This window comes from Synechococcus sp. MVIR-18-1, assembly GCF_014279835.1.
Taxonomy (GTDB): Bacteria; Cyanobacteriota; Cyanobacteriia; order PCC-6307; family Cyanobiaceae; genus Synechococcus_C.
Window position 1 is genome coordinate 1,104,049 of sequence record NZ_CP047942.1, and the last position, 19,346, is coordinate 1,123,394.

The following is a 19,346-nucleotide window of genomic DNA, read 5'->3' on the forward strand; positions in this document are numbered from 1 at the left end:
TGATCATGATCGTGGCCGTTCTCTTTTGAGGCAGCGATGATGAGAAGGTCTCAGATAGGCCATGGACGTTCGTTTTCGAGAGGTTGATCCGTTTAATTGCTGGGTGTGGCTTCGGTTTAGTGAAATCCCTAGTCAAGGGGAGCGAAATTATGTGGATGGCATCTTTGACAGCTGGTATGTGATCGGTCGGCTTGGTGGCTTCAATGCCGAAAACCTTCAGGTGCATGAAGAAGCAGAAGATCTGAGCTTCATGCGTTACGACAACGACGATGCCTCCTCAGCGATGCCGGCCTTGATGCACAACATGGGTCAACTCGAGTACCACGAGGAGTGGGCTCGCTGCTGGTTGGATTTGGGTACCAGTGATGGAATTGGCCTAGACGTCTTAATCAATGCGTTGAGGCAACTCAACTCTGATGTTGTGCAGCTGGATCAATTGCTGATCGGTGGCGTCAATGAAGATTGGCCTGTTGAGGATCACCCCGACAGCGTGTTTCCAAACATGAACTGACTCTTTGTTAAATTGAGACGTCCTATTCACCCCGCACACCTGTCCGTTTCGGGTGCTGGACGTTGTGCTCTGAGTTTTTGCTCACCACACGCCATACCTGACAGGTGGAGGCGAACCCGAAACCCCTAAACAAACATGGCTGTTGTCACTCTCGCCGAGATGATGGAGGCTGGTGCCCACTTTGGTCACCAGACCCGTCGTTGGAACCCCAAGATGTCGCGCTACATCTACTGCGCGCGCAATGGAGTTCACATTATTGATTTAGTGCAGACAGCTGTCTGCATGAATAACGCCTACAAGTGGGTGCGCACAGCTGCGCGGAGCGGCAAGCGTTTCCTCTTTGTTGGTACCAAGAAGCAAGCGTCTGAAGTTGTGGCTCAAGAAGCCCTTCGCTGCGGATCGTCGTATGTGAATCAGCGCTGGTTGGGCGGAATGCTCACCAACTGGACCACGATGAAGGCCAGGATTGATCGACTTAAAGATCTTGAGCGGATGGAATCGAGTGGTGCCATCGCTATGCGCCCTAAGAAAGAAGGTGCGGTTTTGCGTCGTGAACTCGAGCGACTTCAGAAGTACTTGGGTGGTCTTAAGAACATGCGTCGGATTCCCGACGTCGTGGTGCTTGTAGATCAGCGCCGTGAAACCAACGCAGTCCTCGAGGCTCGCAAGCTCGATATCTCTTTGGTTTCGATGTTGGACACCAACTGCGACCCCGACTTGTGTGAGGTTCCTATTCCTTGCAACGATGATGCGGTCCGTTCGATTCAGTTGGTGTTGAGCCGTTTGGCTGACGCGATCAACGAAGGACGCCATGGCGGTCAGGACGGCCGTGGCGATGATGGCCAGGGCTGACATCAGCCTCTAAAGCCTTAGCTTTCGCCGCTGCGTGTTCATAGCCGTAGCGGCATTCACATAGACCCCCCACTTAATTCACCTCATGGCGGCCGTTTCAGCCAAGCTGGTTAAAGAACTGCGCGACAAAACCGGCGCAGGGATGATGGATTGTAAGAAAGCCCTGGGAGAAACCAGTGGTGATACGACGAAAGCGATCGAATGGCTTCGTCAGAAAGGCATCGCAAGTGCCGAAAAGAAATCAAGTCGTGCAGCTGCAGAAGGAGCGATTGGCAGTTACATCCACACGGGTGCTCGCGTGGGAGTACTGCTAGAGCTCAACTGTGAGACTGATTTCGTCGCCCGTGGTGATCTCTTTCAGGGATTGCTTCGCGACGTTTCGATGCAAGTTGCAGCCTGTCCAAACGTGGAATACGTCAGCACCGACGAGATTCCTCAAGACATTATTGATCGTGAGAAATCGATCGAAATGGGTCGCGATGATCTGGATGGCAAGCCAGATCAGATGAAGACCAAAATTGTCGAAGGACGTATCGGCAAACGCTTGAAGGAATTGTCCTTGTTGGATCAACCTTTCATTCGTGACAGCTCAATGTCTGTGGCCGATTTGGTCAAGGAAGTGGCTGGAAAAATTGGTGAGAATGTCAGGGTTCGCCGCTTTACTCGATACACCCTTGGTGAAGGCATTGAAATCGAGCAAGTCGACTTTGCTACGGAAGTGGCATCGATGACAAACAGCTGATTTTGACGGCTGAGACTCACGCCACGAGGGGCTACGAGCCCAAGGAACAGCTGCGTCGGCTTCAACAACGATGCCGACGCCTAGTTCCTTTGCTCTATCGAGAGCAAGCGCTTTATTTACAACTAATGCGCAACCTCTTGTTGTCGAGCGTACGCAATGCGGTTGGTCATCTCTTGTGTGAACGGGGTGAACGATTATCGCGAATGTCCTCGGAGCAACAGGCTGAACTTCAGCTGACCTTTGATGGACTTATTCAGCGCTGTTCCTGCCTGCTGACTGTTGAGCAGCTCATGGATCTCGACAGGCGTCTTCAGAAAGAAGCATCGGAGTTTCGCCAGCAAGCCCAACGCGAGGTGAACCAGTCTCTTCAGGCTGATGCTGAGAGTGAACCGCAAGAGATCCATCGTGGCGGGATTGAGTTGAGCCTTAGCCCTCCCATTGAGCATCCTGATCTTCTCGAGGGATTGCTTCCACGAATGGATGCTGAGGTTGATGTTGATCTTCCATCTGTGGAGCCAGTGGATGAGCAGCCGCAGCCTGTTCAGGATTCGATTGATTCTGAGGCTGCTTCCGACGGCACGACAGCTGACTTTGATCTGTTGCGCTCCCTGTTTTTGATGGCTGGTGAGGCCATGCAGCAGGGTGATTCGGCTAGCGGGCCAGCGAGTTTTGAATCCGATGCCTCCGGACTTGGTGCATCCGTTGTCCCATCAGATCAGCTGGAGGAGGAATTGCTCCCCTCGATGCCAGTGGAGTTGGTGAACTGGCTCGATGGACAGGACGCCGCCTTAAGCCGCAGGATTCGAAATTTGTCCCACGCGCTCAATGTTGAGTTGCTGAGAGCAGGTTTGGTTAGCAGCCTTCTTCCAACCACGCTTCTGGATGCAGCGATCGCTGGACAGCTGCAGGCGCTTCCTTCGCCATCGAATCTTTTAAGGCTCAAGCTTCCCTTGCCGATTCCCTCTCAAGACCAGCAGTTGGAAATCCTCAGCGTTTTGGTGAGGCCCGCTGATCTGGAATATGACAATGGTTCGCTGCGGCAGAGCCGCTACCGATTGCGACAACATCGCAGCAATTTGCTCACAATGGTGCAGCAGCAGCGGCATTGGCAAAGCCGTCTTACTAGTCAGGAGGTGCAGAGTCAGTGGTGGCCCAATCCGCCGACGACAGCTCAGGACTGACCCCGCCGCTGGATCGTCAGGGCTTGGAATGTTTTCTTGCCTGGCTTCGGCCGCTTCAGCAGTCGCTCTCCTTAGAAGCTGATAAGGGATTTCTCGATCTTCAAGGTCGTCATGAACGGTTTCATGCCTTCTTGAGCCGCCAATTGGCAACGCCACCCCCGGTGACTTTGCCTAAAGACAGCTTGATGCGTCTGCAGTCTTTAGCGACTGATTTTGCTGCGTATCCCGAACTTGGTGATGCCGGTCGCCGCCGGCTCGTCACTGGCACCCGGCAATGGCTTCACGGTTTGCGCGCTCGTCTTGAGCCATCGGCACCGATGGCACCCCCGCGGATCAGGGTGTCGTCGTCTCCACAGACTTCTGGGCGATCAACGAACCAACCTTTTACGCTCGATTTGGAGTCGCCGCTTGCCAGGGTTCATGGGATTGGTCCCAAGTTGGCGGAACGATTAGCAAGCCTTGGTCTGCTTGTCGTTCGGGATTTGATTCAGCATTACCCACGCGACTACGTCGATTACTCCGCCTTACGCAGAATTGAGGCGTTGGAGGCTGGAGAAACCGCAACGATTGTGGCCACGGTGCGTCGATCCCATGGCTTCACCAGTCCTCGCAACCCAAATCTTTCGATTATTGAGTTGCAGCTTCAAGACCCCACCGGTCGGATCAAGGTGACGCGATTTTTGGCAGGAAAACGATTTAGTAATCCTGCATACCTGCATGGCCAGACCCGTCAGTACCCTGCCGGCGCCACCGTGGCGGTGAGTGGTTTGGTAAAAAGCGGGCCGTATGGCATCAGCTTTCAAGATCCGATCATTGAGGTAATGGAGAGCGCCAATGCACCGTTGCGTTCTCGCCAGATCGGCCGGTTGTTGCCTGTGTATCCGCTCACTGAAGGACTCACTGCCGATCGTTTTCGAAGCTTGGTGGAAGCGGTTTTGCCCGCTGTTCGTCTTTGGCCTGACCCCCTGCCAGCGCCGCGCCGTGAAGCCCTTGGCTTGCTAGCTCGCGATCAAGCGCTGGTTGCCATCCATCGACCAGAAACCAGTGAGCAACTGCAGCAAGCACGTCATCGTTTGGTGTTTGACGAATTTCTTCTCCTTCAGCTCAGCTTGATGCAACGCAGAGCCGCCCTGCGTCAGCGTTCAGCGCCTGTGCTGCATGGGGGGGGAGAGCACCAAGGATTGGTCGGCCGTTTTTTGTCTCTGCTTCCGTTTGAACTCACGGGTGCTCAGAAGCGGGTGCTCGCGGAAATTGAACAGGATCTGGTGCGCCCCGAACCGATGGCGAGGCTCGTGCAAGGGGATGTGGGAAGTGGAAAAACCGTTGTGGCGATTGCCGCGCTGCTGCGTGCTGTGGAAGCTGGGTGCCAAGGAGCCTTGATGGCGCCAACAGAAGTGTTGGCGGCGCAGCACTACCGCAATTTGTGCAGTTGGTTGCCTCCACTGCACGTCAGCGTGGAGCTGCTCACTGGCTCCACTCCACGACGCAGCCGACGACAAATTTTGAGCGATCTCTCCGGCGGAACGTTGCGCATCCTTGTGGGAACCCATGCCCTCTTGGAGGATCCAGTTGCCTTCGATCGTCTGGGATTGGTGGTGGTTGATGAGCAACATCGCTTTGGAGTGCGTCAACGCAACCGTCTTCTCGACAAGGGCTTGCAACCCCATTTGCTCACGATGACCGCTACACCGATTCCGCGAACCCTGGCGCTTTCGCTCCATGGTGATCTCGACGTGAGTCAGATCGATGAACTCCCTCCAGGTCGAACACCGATTCGCACCAAGGTTGTGAAGAGCTCTGAGCGTGAGGAGGCCTATGAACTCATCCGGGAACAGGTGCTTCAGGGCCAGCGCATTTATGTGGTGCTTCCCTTGGTGGAGGAATCAGAAAAAGTGGATCTTCGCTCAGCGGTTGATGTGCATCGTCAGCTTTCGGAGGAGGTATTTCCAGAGTTCAACGTCGGACTGCTCCATGGCCGATTAGCCAGTGCTGACAAGCAGGCCGTGATTGCTGATTTTGCTGGCGGTGCCACACAGATTTTGGTTTCTACCACCGTGGTGGAAGTGGGGGTGGATGTTCCTGAAGCCAGTGTGATGGTGATTGATCATGCCGATCGGTTTGGCTTGGCTCAGTTGCACCAGTTGCGGGGACGGGTGGGTCGTGGAGCGGCCGCTTCCTACTGCTTACTCGTGAACGACAGCCGTAATCCTTTGGCCAAACAACGGCTTGAAGTTTTAGTCCGTTCCAATGATGGATTTGAGATTGCTGAAATGGACCTGCGCTTTCGAGGTCCTGGTCAGGTGCTAGGCACCCGTCAATCGGGTTTGCCTGATTTAGCGCTCGCGAGCCTCGCAGACGATGGCTCTGTCTTGGAGGAAGCCCGGGATGAGGCGGCAAGCATCCTCAAGGAGGATCCCGACCTCAAATGTTATGAGCACATGCGTGTGCTGTTGGAACAGCAACGCAAGCGTTCAGCCGCCGCTGTACAACTCAATTAGTCCTTCACTCGTTCGAGATCGCATCCGGGATGCGTTGTGATCAAGAACCTGGCAATCTGCTGACAGCGTTTTTAGTGTCGCGTCATCATGCTGCGTCCATGGCATTCGATCTTGATTGACGATTGCGGTGAATTCCTGCGACCGCTGCGCTCTGTTGTGATCTGCATGGAGCCACACCCCTATGTGTCATTGGGGGCGCCCTATGGGAATGCAGCAGATCCCTTTTGTCTTCGCCAAGGAGTGAGAAGTCGTTTGCTGGCTGCTCAAGTTCATCTCCAAGGAATCACAAGCGGGGTTGGACTCCAACCACTTCGGTTTGGAATCTTCGATGCCTGGCGTCCCGTGTCAGTTCAATCCTTCATGGTGAGCCACGCCATTGAGCAGGAGTGCGCACGCCAAGGCATTGATCCAGAGGATTCAGAACAGCTGAATCGTTTGGAAAGCGTTCGCTCTGAGGTGGCACGTTTTTGGGCTCCACCGAGTTCTGATTTTTCGATACCGCCTCCCCACAGCACTGGAGCTGCTGTGGATCTCACTCTCATTGATGCAAAGGGGAACCCCTTGGATATGGGGGGGGAAATTGATGCGATCGGCCCCGAGTCTTTACCGCTTCACCATGCTGATGCAGCGCTGAATCATCCTGATGGGACCGCTGCTTTATTCCATAGCCGTCGTTGTTTACTGCATCGTGTGATGACTCAGGCGGGATTTGTGCGTCACCCGAATGAGTGGTGGCACTTCAGTTTTGGTGATCAGCTTTGGGCTTGGACTGTTCAAGCGGATCGTGCCATTTATGGACGGGATCCAGACTTGTTCAGTTTGAAATCTTGAGCATCTCTTGAACGGTGGCATCACCAAGTTTACTGATGTGTTCGCCAAAGCCCCGCCGCCCGCCAGCTTCTTTCCAACTTTGAAGCAAGGGTTCGATCGTTGCTTCAAGGTCCTCAAGAGGCATCTTCTGTAGGAACGGACGGGCTAACTGCTGCAAATTGGCGCTCCCACCAAGCCAGAGCTGATATTGATTGACACCGCTTCCTACAAGGCCAAGTTCAGCCATATATGGACGGGCGCACCCATTCGGGCATCCGGTCATACGAACAAGAATGGATTTTTTAATCTCTAGCTGCTTGAGCTGGGAATCCAGTCTTTCGAGAACATCGGGAAGAACTCTTTCCGATTCAGTAACGGCTAGTCCGCAGGTGGGTAGGGCTGGACAGGCGAGGGCATGCCGTACGAGGGGAGAAACCTCTGCTGGAAGTTCAAACCCTAATTCGGACAACTCACTTTTGATGGATGATTTTTGACTAGAACCAATATTGCAGAGGAGTAAGTCTTGATTTGGGGTGAGTCGTATTTCTAGTTGATATCTATCAACAATGGAGCGAATCCCTTCCTTAACAGTTCCTTCCAGCCGGCCACACATGAAAGGGAGTCCCACAAACCATAGACCTGGCTTTTGGCGATGCCAGCCTAGATAATCCATTAATTTTGCAGGCGGTTCCTGAATTAAACTTTTGATATCCTTTTTAAAATAGTCCTTGATCAAGGTTTCGCGGAACCATTGAATCCCACGATTGTGCAAAAGATATTTCATGCGAGCATGTTTTCTTACTTCGCGATCTCCATGATCTCTTTGCAACGCCATGATTGATTGCAGGAGGTCAAATATATTCTCAGCCTCTACATAACCCAAGGGATCTGCAATTCGTGCAAACGTATCTTCTTGATTATGCGTTCTTCCTAGGCCTCCACCCACATAAACATTGCACCCGCGCATACTTCCGTTCTTGTTTGTGAATAGAACGAGCCCGATGTCTTGTGTGAGTAGGTCAACTGAGTTGTCTCCGGGTACGGTGACAGCAACTTTAAATTTCCTAGGAAGGTAAGTATCACCATAAATTGGTTCATCCTGGCTTCCGGAAAATATCCCTTCTTCGAATTGCCTTTCTCGGGCTTGCTTGACAAGTTTTGCAGGTTTAAATCGGTAACTAAGGTCACCATCAACCCACATGTCTAAGTAAGAACCTTCAGCCGCTTTGGGGCTTAGCAGGTCAGCAATCTCGTCAGCAAGTTTTCTGGCAGCTGGGTATCCATTGTTTTCAAATGGTGCTGCTGGTGCCATAACGTTTCTATTGATATCACCACAGGCGGCTAAAGTAGAACCCAAATTTTTAATGATCGTGCCAATGACTGTTTTAAGGTCGGATTTCGGGATGCCATGCATTTGAAAGGCTTGGCGTGTAGTGATGCGTAGTGTTCCGTTTCCGTATTGATTAGAAAGGTCGTCCAGAGCCGAAAAAAGTTGTGCCGGAACTCTTCCGCCTGGATTTCTAAGGCGAAGCATCATCTGCCAACACTTAATTTTATCCGTTTTTCTTAATTCTCGATGATTCTGTTGGTAACTCCCATGAAACTTCAGTAGCTGAACTGCATCTTCACTAAAGCGAATCTCTTCATTGCTCAGCTCTGTCAATAACGGTTCTCGAAGATGCCCGCTGTAGAGCTTCCGCTTTTCAGCCTTAGACAGAGCTGTGTCAATCGATTCTGTAGGTATTGAAGGGCCATCAAGCTTCCGATCGCGCCCAGCTTCTTGCGTCCCTGAGGTTGTCGTCAAACCTTCGTTCACGGATTCAAGGGATAGGTCTTTTGAAACTAGCGAAGCGGCTTCCAATACAGTCAATTCCTACATATCCAATCGGCGTGTCCTCAACATTCCTGCTTGAAATCGGTACCGAGGAACTGCCCGCAGAGTTTGTGCACTCGGCATTGCAGCAGCTTCAGCAAATGGTGGCGTCCGACCTGAAGGACCTTCGCTTAAGCCATGGCCAAGTCAGGGTGTCGGGGACACCTAGACGCCTTGCTGTGGTGGTGGACTCGTTGATTGATCAACAGCCTGATTTAGAGGAAGAACGCAAGGGACCTCCCGTGAAGCAGGCCCTGGTGGATGGGAAACCCGGTCCTGCCGCTTTGGGTTTTGCGAAGCGTTGCGGTGTGGATCCTTCAGAACTCCAAGCGCGTGACACGCCGAAGGGGCCTTGTCTATTTGCTCGGGTTTGTACCCCAGGTGACACCACCACAACCCTTCTCAATGAGCGCATTCCTGCCTGGATCAATGGCTTGCAAGGCAGGCGATTCATGCGTTGGGGCAATGGCGATCAACGCTTTAGCCGTCCTGTTCGTTGGCTCGTATCGCTGTATGGATCTGAGCTGATTCCGGTCACTCTTTCTGCGGCGCAACCACCTGTTCAAAGCGGTCGATTGAGTCGATCCCATCGTCTTCGCAACAGCACATTGGAGATCGAGCACGCGGATGAATATTTCGATGCCTTAAAGAAGGCTGGTGTGATGGTGGATCGATCCCAACGCGAGCAATTGATTCGCTCAGCTTTGGACACAGAGGCCGCAGCATGCTCTGCCTCTGTTGACTGTCCCGAAGGTTTATTTGAAGAGTTGGTTGATCTTGTGGAGGCACCCAGAGTGCTGAGTGGGGAGATTGCTGATTGTTATCTCGATCTGCCACCTGAGGTGATTGTCACGGTGATGCAATCCCACCAGCGCTATGTCCCGTTGAAACGCGAGAACGCGCATCACGATCCTTTGGCACTTCAGGCACGCGACGTCCTGCTGTCGAAGTTTTTGCTGGTGAGCAATGGCCTCGAGCCTGCGGACGCAACCATCGTGCGGGGCAATGAGCGGGTGTTGGGTGCCCGCTTGGCCGATGCGGAATTTTTCCTCAATGTGGATCGGAAAAGTCCGAGCGAGTCGCGCCGGGATGCCCTGGATCGCGTCACCTTCGCGAAGGGGCTCGGAAGTTTGCGCGATCGATGTGAGCGGATGTCTTGGATGACAGAGCAGTTGATCGAATCGCTTTCGATTCCTTCAGACATCGCCATGCATGCCAAGCGAGCAGCTCACTTCTGCAAGCATGATTTGGTGAGCCAGATGGTGGGCGAGTTCCCTGAGCTGCAGGGTTTGATCGGCGGTAAATACTTGCTCGAGGAGGGGGAAGATCGTCAGGTCGCTCTTGCAGTGGCTGAGCACTACCAGCCCCGTGGTGCTGGAGATGCTCTTCCCTCTAGTGATGCAGGAGCGTTGTTGGCCCTTGCGGAACGCTTGGAACTGCTACTAAGCATCTACTCCAAGGGCGACCGCCCCAGTGGTTCATCCGATCCTTATGCCCTGCGTCGGGCTGGAAATGGCATTGTTCAGATTCTTTGGGATCGCGGTTGGCGTCTTTCTTTGCAGAGCTTGCTTTCGGATGCAGCCTGTTATTGGGCGGAACGATTCCCCTCCTTTGCGGTGCAACCTGAGGCTTTAGTGGCCGATCTGTCGCTTTTACTGCGGCAGCGAATGGTCTCTCAGTTCGAGGAGGATGGCTTTCCAGCTGATTTGGTTCAATCCGTAGCAGGAGAGGCCGTCGGCGATGCGCGTTTGCTTCGTGATCCAGTGGATGCTCGCGAACGTCTTGTTTTGCTGCATCAGCTTCGTCGCGATCAGCGGCTACAGGCGGTCCAGGCTGTGGTGCAGCGCGCTGCAAAACTTGCCGAGAAAGGTGATCTTGGGGCCGATCAGCTCACAACTTCGGGAGTGGTTGCCTCCGATTTGTTCGAATCAGCAAGCGAAGCGGCTCTATTGCAATCGCTCAATGAGCTGTCTCCCCTTGCTCAATCAGGCAATTACAACCAGCTTGCGGAAGGGTTGCAGGGTGCTGCGAAAGCGCTGGAGGCCTTTTTTGATGGTCCGCAAAGCGTGATGGTGATGGCGGACAATCTCGATGTCCGCCGCAATCGCCTCAATCTTCTTGGTGTCTTGAAAAATCAGGCATCAGTCCTGGCGCAATTTGATTGCATCCAGTCCTGATGCCTCACCAGGGTTTCAGCTTGCTGTGACCTTGGAGCGCTCTTCCTCGATCTCCGCTTCACCTTTTTTGACTGCATGACCAGAGGTCTGCGCTTTGATGGCTTGGGCCGCTTCATCGGCAAGGAAGTCACCATCGGATCGCCCCACCGCTGAAGGTACGCAGTCGTAGCTCGAAGGGGCTAAGGCTTGACCGCGCAGAAGACTCCCAAGGGTGCGAGCTGTGAGTTTCACCTGCTGCCAGGGATTCATCATCACCACTTTTTTGTACAGATAGCTGTCGAAGGTCAGCTTCTGGACATCTTGGTCATCGCACATTTCGACGAATGCTTCACGGGCAGCATCGGTGCGATAAAAGATCCGTTGAAGAATATCGAGCACGATGTACGTTGCTCCGTACTTGCGGTCCCAACGTTTCAGGTAGGTGTTCTTGATCTCCTTTTCAGTAGGCATTTGGGTGCCGTTTTTGGAGATTTCCACGATCGCTTCCGCACACATGCGACCACTTTTTGCGGCGAAGTAGATGCCTTCACCGGAACTTTTGGTCACGTAGCCAGCTGCATCTCCAACCAACGCCATGCGACCCACCACTCGGCGAGGACGGGGATGCTCTGGGATCGGATGCGCTTCCACCTTGATGACTTCGCCCTTGAACAGGCGCTTACGGGCGCGTTCGCGAATGCCTTTTTGAAGACCTTTAATCAGGGACTGATTTTCTTGCATGGTCCCTGTGCCCACGGCGACGTGGTCGTATTTAGGGAACACCCAGGCATAGAAGTCAGGTGAGACATCTGTTCCTACGTACATCTCGGCGAGATCTTCGTAGTAGGCCATTTCTTCTGCTGGCAGCTTGATGCGCTCTTGGAAGGCAATCGCCACTTTGTAATCACCGGCATCCATCGCTTTCGCGACGCGGGAGTTAGCTCCATCGGCGCCAATGATTAAATCCACATCCAGGCTTTTCATCTCGCCGGTGGGACCGCCTGCGCTGTAGTCGGCGTAGTGAATGGTGTAAGGACCTTGGCGTTTGTCACCTGTGTCGATCTTTTGCACCAACCCATTGATCAGAGTGGTGCCTAAGTCGGCAGCGCGATTGCGCAGGAAAGAGTCGAACACCTCGCGTCGACACATACCTATATAGGCATTGTCGTCGTAACCGAGTGGGTCCAACTTGATATCAACCTCCCGATTGGAGGGTGAAATCATCTTCATGTTCCGAACTTTGCGGTCGATGATCGAATCCGGAAGATCGAATTCCTCAACCATGCAAAGCGGAATCGCTCCCCCGCAAGGCTTGGCGTTATCGAGTTTTCTCTCGAATAACCAAGTCTTGATGCCGGCCCGTGCAAGCACTTCTGCGGCACAGGATCCGCTCGGTCCACCACCGACAACGGCAACTCTCAGCATCTCAGCAAACTCCGCCGGGTCATTGATTTCAAACTAATCACGCATCTTGAAAAGGGCTACTAGGCCCTAGCCGACCCCCTTACGATTGAAACAACACTGCATGATTCCTCTGGGAAGGGTCGCCGCCACTCGCCGAAGCACCCGGGATGACATTCCTGTCGCCCGACGCTCGAAACCTGCTCCTCGCAAGCGTGGCAGCGGGTTTGGTGTGTTTTTCGCGTGTCTCTTTGTGGGTGGAGGCAGTTTGGCTGCTGTTTGGTTTGGCCCTGGATTGCTGGCAAGTCGTTCTTTTTTGTTTCCATCGGCTCCAGTTCCAGTGGTGGATGGGATTGAAGCGCCGCCAGATCAAGACGGTCGTCTGCTTGGACACTTTCCTTATGAGGAGGCGATTGTCAGCCAACTTGTGCCCGTTGAGGCAGGAATTGAGCTGCATCAAGATGCAGCACTCGCACTGGACTCGATGCGCCGTGCCGCAGCCTCAGATGGAATCGATCTGAGGCTGATCAGTGGCTATCGCTCTCATAACTTGCAGCAGGGGATTTTTTTTGATGTGAAATCAGAAAGAAATCAAACGGCCGAAGAACGGGCCAAGGTTTCTGCTCCGCCCGGCTATTCCGAACACAGCACTGGCTATGCGATTGATCTTGGTGATGGCAGTCGCCCAGATACCAATCTTTCGGTTTCCTTTGAAACGACTCCGGCATTTCGTTGGTTGCAGGATTACGCCGCCAGCTATCACTTCACGCTGTCTTTTCCAGAAGTGAACCCTCAAGGTGTGAGCTATGAGCCATGGCATTGGCGTTTTGAAGGGTCAGCCGATGCATTGCGTCAATTTGAACCGGCACGTCAGCTAGCTCTTGGACGTTGAACACATCATCTTTCCCAGCGTTGCTTTCCCCAGCTCCAAGAGCGTTCCCTTGCCATGCCCTTAGAGGTGTTTGTGCGAGGGGCCTTATGCGTGGCCTATTCCTATCAGTGCCTCAGCAGTGATCCGAAATGGCAAAGCACCTGTCTGTGTCGATCAGAACATGTGGTGACTCCGCTGGATCTGGGGCTTCAGCCCGTTTTGGCTGATGGAGAGCGCGGTAACACCATGAGTCAGGCCGTTTTGGAGATAACCCGGGATCACGGTTTAGGTCGTGAGCGTTTGGGCGGTACGGGCTGGTCTCTTGCGCTTGTGACGTCTCGTTGAATCTTGCGAATCCGCTGAGCTTGCTTTGGTTCCTCGAGTTCTGGGGGCTCGATCGTCTAACAGCCAGTTGTGATTTGAATCTCAGCTAATTGCTTGACTTGGTGGAGGATTCTCCACCGGAACGGATCGAGGTTTTGTGGAGCACCCGCTGAAAACAGATCATGGCTGTCGCAATACTCTCTTCAACGGCAAGCCATAAACAGGAGTCGAGGATCTATGTGCCCTGCTTCATGCGGGAATCAAACGCTATTGCCTGAATCTTTTCGATGAAGACGCCTAGGCAACTCGACTCAGGATTCAGCCTTAGAGCGATGCTCTTTTGGGTCACCCCCTCTCAGCGGACGTATGGAAGAGGGAGCAAATCGATCAAGGGCTTGGCGTTACGCGTGGCAGTTTGCGCATCGGAAGCGAAAATCAAGCGTTACAAGTCTCACTTTGAGATAGCATGTCGCGGCTGCGCCTGCTGGCGTTCCCAAGTTTCCCTTATAACGTTACGGACCTCATGAGCGCCCAGAATAAGGCGATTCGCAACATAGCGATCATCGCCCATGTGGATCATGGCAAAACCACTCTTGTGGATGCTCTGCTCAGCCAGTCCGGAATCTTTCGCGACAACGAGGCCGTTCCAACCTGCGTTCTTGACTCCAATGATTTAGAGCGGGAACGCGGAATCACCATCCTTTCGAAGAACACGGCGGTTACTTATAACGACACGAGAATCAACATCGTTGATACGCCTGGTCACGCTGATTTTGGCGGAGAAGTTGAGCGTGTGCTCGGCATGGTGGACGGATGTTTGCTGATCGTTGATGCCAATGAGGGGCCCATGCCCCAAACCCGCTTTGTCCTCAAAAAAGCCCTCGAACAGGGCTTGAGGCCGATTGTGTTCGTTAACAAGATTGACCGTGCGCGTGTTGATCCAGAAACGGCTGTAGATAAAGTTCTTGACCTTTTTATAGAGCTTGGTGCTGATGACGATCAGTGTGATTTCCCTTACTTGTTTGGTAGTGGTTTAGGCGGTTTCGCGAAGCCCGACATGAAAACAGAGAGCGACAACGTGCGTCCTCTGTTTGATGCGATTTTGCGTCATGTACCACCCCCTGTTGGTGATCCTGAAAAGCCACTTCAGCTTCAAATTACTACCCTTGATTACTCAGATTTTCTTGGACGAATCATTATTGGACGCGTTCATAATGGTGTGATCAGGCAGGGTCAAAAAGCATCTCTTATTAAGGATGACGGCAGCATAAAAAGAGGACGTATTAGTAAGCTTTTGGGCTTTGAAGGTCTGCAAAGAGTTGATATCGAAGAAGCATCTGCTGGCGATCTTGTTGCAGTTGCTGGTTTCGATGATGTCAATATCGGCGAAACGATTGCATGCCCGGATGAACCAAAAGCGTTACCCCTGATTAAAGTTGATGAGCCCACGCTTCAGATGACATTTGTGGTCAATGATTCTCCTTTTGCAGGAAAAGAAGGCAAGTTTGTCACCAGTCGTCAGCTTCGTGATCGCCTGCAGCGTGAATTGCTCACGAATGTCGCTTTACGAGTTGAAGATACAGATTCTCCTGATCGTTTCTCTGTATGTGGTCGTGGTGAACTTCACCTCGGAATTTTGATTGAGACGATGCGCCGTGAGGGATTTGAATTTCAGGTGTCTCAGCCCCAGGTGATTTTCCGGACGATTGATGGCACACCTTGTGAGCCTGTGGAAACACTGGTGATGGACGTTCCTGAAGCTGCTGTTGGTAGCTGTATTGAAAAATTGGGAACGCGTAAGGGTGAGATGCAAAATATGGAAACCGGCGCTGACAACCGCACGCAGCTTGAATTTGTTGTTCCGTCTAGGGGACTCATTGGTTTCCGCGGTGAATTCATTCGCGCTACGCGCGGTGAAGGAATCATGAGCCATTCATTTTTTGAATATCGTCCGATGCAGGGTGATTTTGATAACAGAAGGAATGGAGTTTTGATTGCTTTTGAAGAAGGCACAGCTACTTTTTATGCTCTAAAAGGAGCTGAAGATCGTGGGCAATTCTTCATTACTCCAGGCACAAAAGTTTATAAGGGAATGATTATTGGTGAGAACACGCGTCAGCAAGATATGGAAATTAATATCTGCAAAGCCAAGCAAGTAACGAATATTCGCTCTGCTGGCGCTGATGTTTTGGATTCGCTTCAGTCACCGATTCAGATGACTTTAGAGCGTGCCTTGGAATATATCGGACCTGATGAAATGCTGGAGGTCACTCCTGAATCGATGCGGTTAAGAAAATTACCTGCCAAAAAAATGGCTAAGCGTTGAGCGTTCACGACGATCCCCGATTTCAGCAGGCCGTCGATTTCTTCAATCGACGCGCCTGGTATGAAGCTCACGATGCTTTTGAGGATATTTGGCATGAAACGGCTGGAGCCGATCGGAGATTGTTACAGGGAATACTCCAAATTGCAGTTGCTCATGTTCACTTAGAACGAGGCAATCTTAGAGGTGCAACAATCTTGTTGGGCGAAGGTGTAGGTCGACTTTCTTCTGCAAAATCAGGAGATCTTGGGCTCGATTTGCCTTTCGTTCGAGAGCAGGCTCGTTTGAGACTGGAAGCGCTTCAACGAGAGACCGATCCTGTCGCACTTCCAGTTCCTGAGTTACGTGTGCACTCTTAGCTGTCCAGGTACATTGCCTGGGATAATTAGTTTGATCTGTTTTTTTTCCATCCCTTAGACCTGTAATGATCACTTGGATTGCCAAACTCTCTTCCGTTGCTGCCTTCTTGGTTTTTGCTGGTTCTATGCTTCCGATGCATGCCCAGCAAGAAGCAGGGGAAGATAATTTGATCACGATTGAATCGGATACGCAAAGTGCAGACAACATCACCGGTGTGGTGACCGCCGTCGGTAATGTTCGGATCGTTTATCCGTCTCGGGGAACGGTCGCGACGTCTCGTCAGGCGCAGTATTTCAGCCGGGAGTCGATCCTTGTTTTAAGCGGAGATGTGGATGTGGTGCAAGACGATGGAAACAGTATTCGTGCTGAGCGCGTGACCTACAACCTTGATGAGGAACGAGCTCTGGCGAACCCAATTCCAGGTCAGCAAGTTCAGTCCATTCTGTTGTTAAAACAGAGTCCTGATGGTCAGACTCCCTTAACGCCATGAGCTTGAGTCTTGATCAGGTCACTTTGACTCTCGGTGGCAGGCCCTTGGTACGCTCCCTATCTCTCACCTTGAAGCCAGGTGAAGTGATTGGTTTGCTTGGACCCAATGGGGCGGGCAAAACCACCAGCTTTAATTTAGTGATTGGGTTGTTACGTCCTGATCGGGGTCAAGTTCTTCTAGATGGGCATCCCGTTGCTGACCTGTCGATGCCTCAAAGGGCGCGTCTTGGAATTGGCTACTTACCGCAGGAACCCAGCGTCTTTCGCCAATTGACGGTTCAAGAAAATCTGGAACTTGTGTTAGTTCAAAGCGGACTTTCCAAGGTTGATAGTCATCAACGTTTGCATCAATTAATCGAGGATTTCCATCTCGAGCCCTTTATCCATCGTTGTGGCTACCAACTCTCGGGTGGTGAACGTCGGCGTTGCGAAGTGGCCCGAGCTCTTGCCGTTGGTTTAGAAGGTCCTCGCTACCTCCTTCTCGATGAGCCTTTCGCCGGGGTAGATCCATTGGCTGTGGCCGATCTTCAGCAAATGATCCATGGATTACGCCAGCGAGGAATGGGCATCCTGATCACCGATCACAACGTTCGTGAAACTCTTGCCATTACTGATCGGGCTTACATTTTGACGGATGGAAGCATCCTCGCGTCTGGTCGTTCCGACGAAGTAGCCAATGACCCACTTGTACGACGCCATTATTTAGGGGAGGGATTCCAGTTGTGATAAACGATCTTTGGATTGCAGCTCAACGACAGCTGCGCAGACTTATTCATCGCGTTCCCTTAATTGATCGTTGGCTTCTTGGTGAACTGATCGGACCCTTGTTATTTGCTCTAACAGCATTCACGGTTGTGTCCCTATCCGTAGGGGTGATGTTTGATCTGGTTCGCAAGATTGTTGAATCAAATCTTCCTTGGACCATCGCCGTTCAAGTGTTGTTGCTGAAGTTGCCAAGTTTTATGGTGATTTCCTTCCCAATGGCCACATTGATGGCATCTTTGCTCGCCTACAGCCGTCTTTCTGCCAATAGTGAGCTCACCGCGCTTCGAAGTGTTGGTGTGACGGCGAGCCGAATGGTTGCACCTGCAATCGCTCTAGCCCTGTTGATGACGAGTCTGTCGTTTCTTTTCAACGACGTCATCGTGCCGCGAACAAATCGTTCTGCGGAGTTCACATTACAACGTGCTCTAGGTAAAGCGATTGCTGCCGAAAAAGGAGACAATATTGTTTATTCTCGTTTTGGTCGAGTTTCTGGCCCCGATGGTGATATGGGTAAGGGTTTAACTCAATTATTCTATGCACGTGAGTTCAGGGATGGAACGATGAGTGGCGTGACTGTTTTAGATTTTTCTAGATTCGGTTTCACCCAGATGCTTGTTTCAGAAAAGGCAAACTGGAATGAGCCGCAGGCTAAGTGGGAATTTAAGGATGGCAAAATACTTACGCTCACTCCCTCAGGCAGTACAACATCAGCTGATTTCGATCGATACCTTTATCCACTGAGTCCTGCGCCTCTAAGGATCGCAAGATTGCCAAAAGATGCCAACAATATGACTGTATCTGAAGCCATAGAGGCAGAGCAACTTTTATCTGATGCTGGTGACCGTAAAGAAGCTCGCAGGCTCAGAGTTCGGATTCAAGAAAAATTCACCGTCCCGATGGCCTGCTTGGTTTTTGGTTTGATCGGGTCGAGTCTTGGTGCAAAGCCCAACAGCAGAACGAGTCGCAGTCAGGGTTTTGGTATCAGTGTGGTGCTTATTTTTGTTTACTACGTGTTGAGTTTTAGCTTCAGTTCACTTGGTGTCAAAGGGACATTGGTTCCCCTTCTGGCTGCTTGGGGACCTGTCTTGATTTCTCTTGCAGGTGGTGGAGTGTTGTTGCGACAGGCCAGCCGGTAAGCAAACACGTCAGAATTAGGTTATTAAGCGTTGATGGTGTTCATGGAGATGGCTGGGATGGATCCGGTTCTTGGGCTGGGATTGTTTGCTTTCGCCCTTTTGCTGTTGGCCTTACCGCTCGCCTTCTGGAAAGTGAGCTCAGAGAAGACGTCAGGCCTTGTAACGCTGTTGATCGCAACAGCCAACCTCGCCTTGACCGCTCAACTCGTTTTCCGTTGGTGGCAGTCGGGGCATTTCCCGATTAGCAACCTCTATGAATCGCTTTGCTTCCTTGCGTGGGCATGCACGCTTACTCAGCTGTTGGTGGAGAGATCTTGGCCAACACCGATCGTTGCTGCGTCAGCGACTCCAATGGGCCTGGGATGTATTGCTTTTGCCAGCTTTGCGCTTCCTGATCAGTTACAAGAGGCTTCTCCGCTCGTTCCAGCGCTGCGATCGAGCTGGCTTGTGATGCACGTGAGCGTGATCATGGTGAGTTACGCCGCCCTTTTGGTGGGCTCTCTGTTGTCAGTCGCTGTTTTGGTGACGGATCGTGGTCATGCCTTGGAACTGCGCAGCAGCTCGATTGGAAGTGGAGGATATCGGCGTGCTGCCCTTGCAACTCCCCTTGGCAGCGTGGGTGAGCCTGACGTTCAGTTGTCTTCTGTGCAGTTCACGCGTAATGAGCTGTTGGACAGCCTTAGCTATCGCACCATTACGGTTGGATTCCTGCTTCTTACCGTTGGGATCATTAGCGGCGCGGTGTGGGCCAACGAGGCCTGGGGCAGCTACTGGAGCTGGGATCCCAAGGAAACCTGGGCCCTGATTTGTTGGTTGGTCTATGCGGCGTACTTGCATACGCGTTTAAGTAGAGGTTGGCAGGGCAGGCGTCCTGCCCTAGTGGCGAGCGCAGGTTTGGTTGTGATTGGGGTTTGTTATATCGGCGTTAATCTTCTTGGTATTGGTCTCCATAGCTATGGATGGTTCTTTGGATAACCAGGTTTTTCGTTGGCTATTTAGTTGCTATCTCTAAAAAGAGTATTTGGCAAACGTCAAGAACGGCGATAATAGCAAG

At 52.2% G+C, this 19,346-nt stretch carries 17 protein-coding genes; 15 read left to right on the top strand and 2 right to left on the bottom strand.

Annotation, left to right across the window (positions count from 1 at the left end; genetic code table 11):
* Positions 1-61 precede the first annotated feature (61 nt).
* The 6 genes from SynMVIR181_RS05855 (at position 62) to SynMVIR181_RS05880 (ending at position 6,615) form a co-directional block, all read left to right on the top strand.
* Positions 62-511, top strand: coding sequence for a DUF3531 family protein (locus SynMVIR181_RS05855; RefSeq protein ID WP_186590316.1), 450 nt, complete (start codon positions 62-64; stop codon positions 509-511).
* Between the two features lie 135 nt (positions 512-646).
* Complete coding sequence (gene rpsB / locus SynMVIR181_RS05860) at positions 647-1,363, top strand: 30S ribosomal protein S2 (RefSeq protein ID WP_186525161.1); 717 nt, start codon at positions 647-649, stop codon at positions 1,361-1,363.
* Between the two features lie 85 nt (positions 1,364-1,448).
* Positions 1,449-2,105: a translation elongation factor Ts gene (gene tsf, locus SynMVIR181_RS05865; RefSeq protein WP_186590317.1), complete on the top strand. Its 657-nt coding sequence runs from the start codon at positions 1,449-1,451 to the stop codon at positions 2,103-2,105.
* Between the two features lie 2 nt (positions 2,106-2,107).
* Positions 2,108-3,286: a hypothetical protein gene (locus SynMVIR181_RS05870; RefSeq protein WP_186590318.1), complete on the top strand. Its 1,179-nt coding sequence runs from the start codon at positions 2,108-2,110 to the stop codon at positions 3,284-3,286.
* Positions 3,250-5,784 (top strand): ATP-dependent DNA helicase RecG, encoded by a 2,535-nt coding sequence (gene recG, locus SynMVIR181_RS05875; RefSeq protein ID WP_186590319.1) that lies wholly within the window; start codon positions 3,250-3,252, stop codon positions 5,782-5,784. Before SynMVIR181_RS05870 ends, recG begins: the two co-directional genes overlap by 37 nt.
* Positions 5,785-5,871: 87 nt before the next feature.
* Complete coding sequence (locus SynMVIR181_RS05880) at positions 5,872-6,615, top strand: M15 family metallopeptidase (protein WP_186590320.1); 744 nt, start codon at positions 5,872-5,874, stop codon at positions 6,613-6,615.
* Here the strand turns inward: SynMVIR181_RS05880 and SynMVIR181_RS05885 are convergent.
* Complete coding sequence (locus SynMVIR181_RS05885) at positions 6,599-8,338, bottom strand: NADPH-dependent assimilatory sulfite reductase hemoprotein subunit (RefSeq protein ID WP_186590532.1); 1,740 nt, start codon at positions 8,336-8,338, stop codon at positions 6,599-6,601. The genes SynMVIR181_RS05880 and SynMVIR181_RS05885 overlap by 17 nt on opposite strands.
* A 146-nt stretch (positions 8,339-8,484) precedes the next feature.
* On the opposite strand from SynMVIR181_RS05885, the gene glyS reads away from it, so the two are divergent.
* Complete coding sequence (gene glyS, locus SynMVIR181_RS05890; protein ID WP_186590321.1) at positions 8,485-10,644, top strand: glycine--tRNA ligase subunit beta; 2,160 nt, start codon at positions 8,485-8,487, stop codon at positions 10,642-10,644.
* A gap of 15 nt (positions 10,645-10,659) precedes the next feature.
* Here the strand turns inward: glyS and chlP are convergent, their stop codons facing one another.
* Entirely contained in the window at positions 10,660-12,048 is a 1,389-nt protein-coding gene (chlP, locus tag SynMVIR181_RS05895) for a geranylgeranyl reductase (protein ID WP_186590322.1), read from the bottom strand.
* A gap of 100 nt (positions 12,049-12,148) precedes the next feature.
* Between chlP and SynMVIR181_RS05900 the strand changes: the two genes are divergently transcribed.
* The 8 genes from SynMVIR181_RS05900 (at position 12,149) to ccsB (ending at position 19,267) form a co-directional block, all read left to right on the top strand.
* Positions 12,149-12,916, top strand: a complete 768-nt coding sequence (locus tag SynMVIR181_RS05900) for a M15 family metallopeptidase (protein WP_186590323.1) — start codon at positions 12,149-12,151, stop codon at positions 12,914-12,916.
* Positions 12,917-12,970: 54 nt separating this feature from the next.
* On the top strand, positions 12,971-13,240 hold the full coding sequence (locus SynMVIR181_RS05905) for a U32 family peptidase (protein WP_186590324.1): 270 nt from the start codon (positions 12,971-12,973) through the stop codon (positions 13,238-13,240).
* A 502-nt stretch (positions 13,241-13,742) separates the two neighbouring features.
* Entirely contained in the window at positions 13,743-15,545 is a 1,803-nt protein-coding gene (gene typA, locus SynMVIR181_RS05910) for a translational GTPase TypA (protein ID WP_186590533.1), read from the top strand.
* Positions 15,542-15,901, top strand: a complete 360-nt coding sequence (locus tag SynMVIR181_RS05915; RefSeq protein ID WP_186590325.1) for a DUF309 domain-containing protein — start codon at positions 15,542-15,544, stop codon at positions 15,899-15,901. The genes typA and SynMVIR181_RS05915 overlap by 4 nt, the downstream gene beginning before the upstream one ends.
* Positions 15,902-15,966: 65 nt before the next feature.
* Positions 15,967-16,392 (top strand): LptA/OstA family protein, encoded by a 426-nt coding sequence (locus tag SynMVIR181_RS05920; protein WP_186590326.1) that lies wholly within the window; start codon positions 15,967-15,969, stop codon positions 16,390-16,392.
* Positions 16,389-17,117 (top strand): LPS export ABC transporter ATP-binding protein, encoded by a 729-nt coding sequence (gene lptB / locus SynMVIR181_RS05925; RefSeq protein WP_186590327.1) that lies wholly within the window; start codon positions 16,389-16,391, stop codon positions 17,115-17,117. Before SynMVIR181_RS05920 ends, lptB begins: the two co-directional genes overlap by 4 nt.
* The gene (locus tag SynMVIR181_RS05930) at positions 17,114-18,292 is read left to right on the top strand and encodes an LptF/LptG family permease (RefSeq protein ID WP_186590328.1); all 1,179 of its coding nucleotides are present in this window, start codon (positions 17,114-17,116) and stop codon (positions 18,290-18,292) included. The genes lptB and SynMVIR181_RS05930 overlap by 4 nt, the downstream gene beginning before the upstream one ends.
* 42 nt (positions 18,293-18,334) lie before the next feature.
* On the top strand, positions 18,335-19,267 hold the full coding sequence (gene ccsB / locus SynMVIR181_RS05935) for a c-type cytochrome biogenesis protein CcsB (RefSeq protein ID WP_186590329.1): 933 nt from the start codon (positions 18,335-18,337) through the stop codon (positions 19,265-19,267).
* The last annotated feature ends 79 nt before the right edge of the window (positions 19,268-19,346 follow it).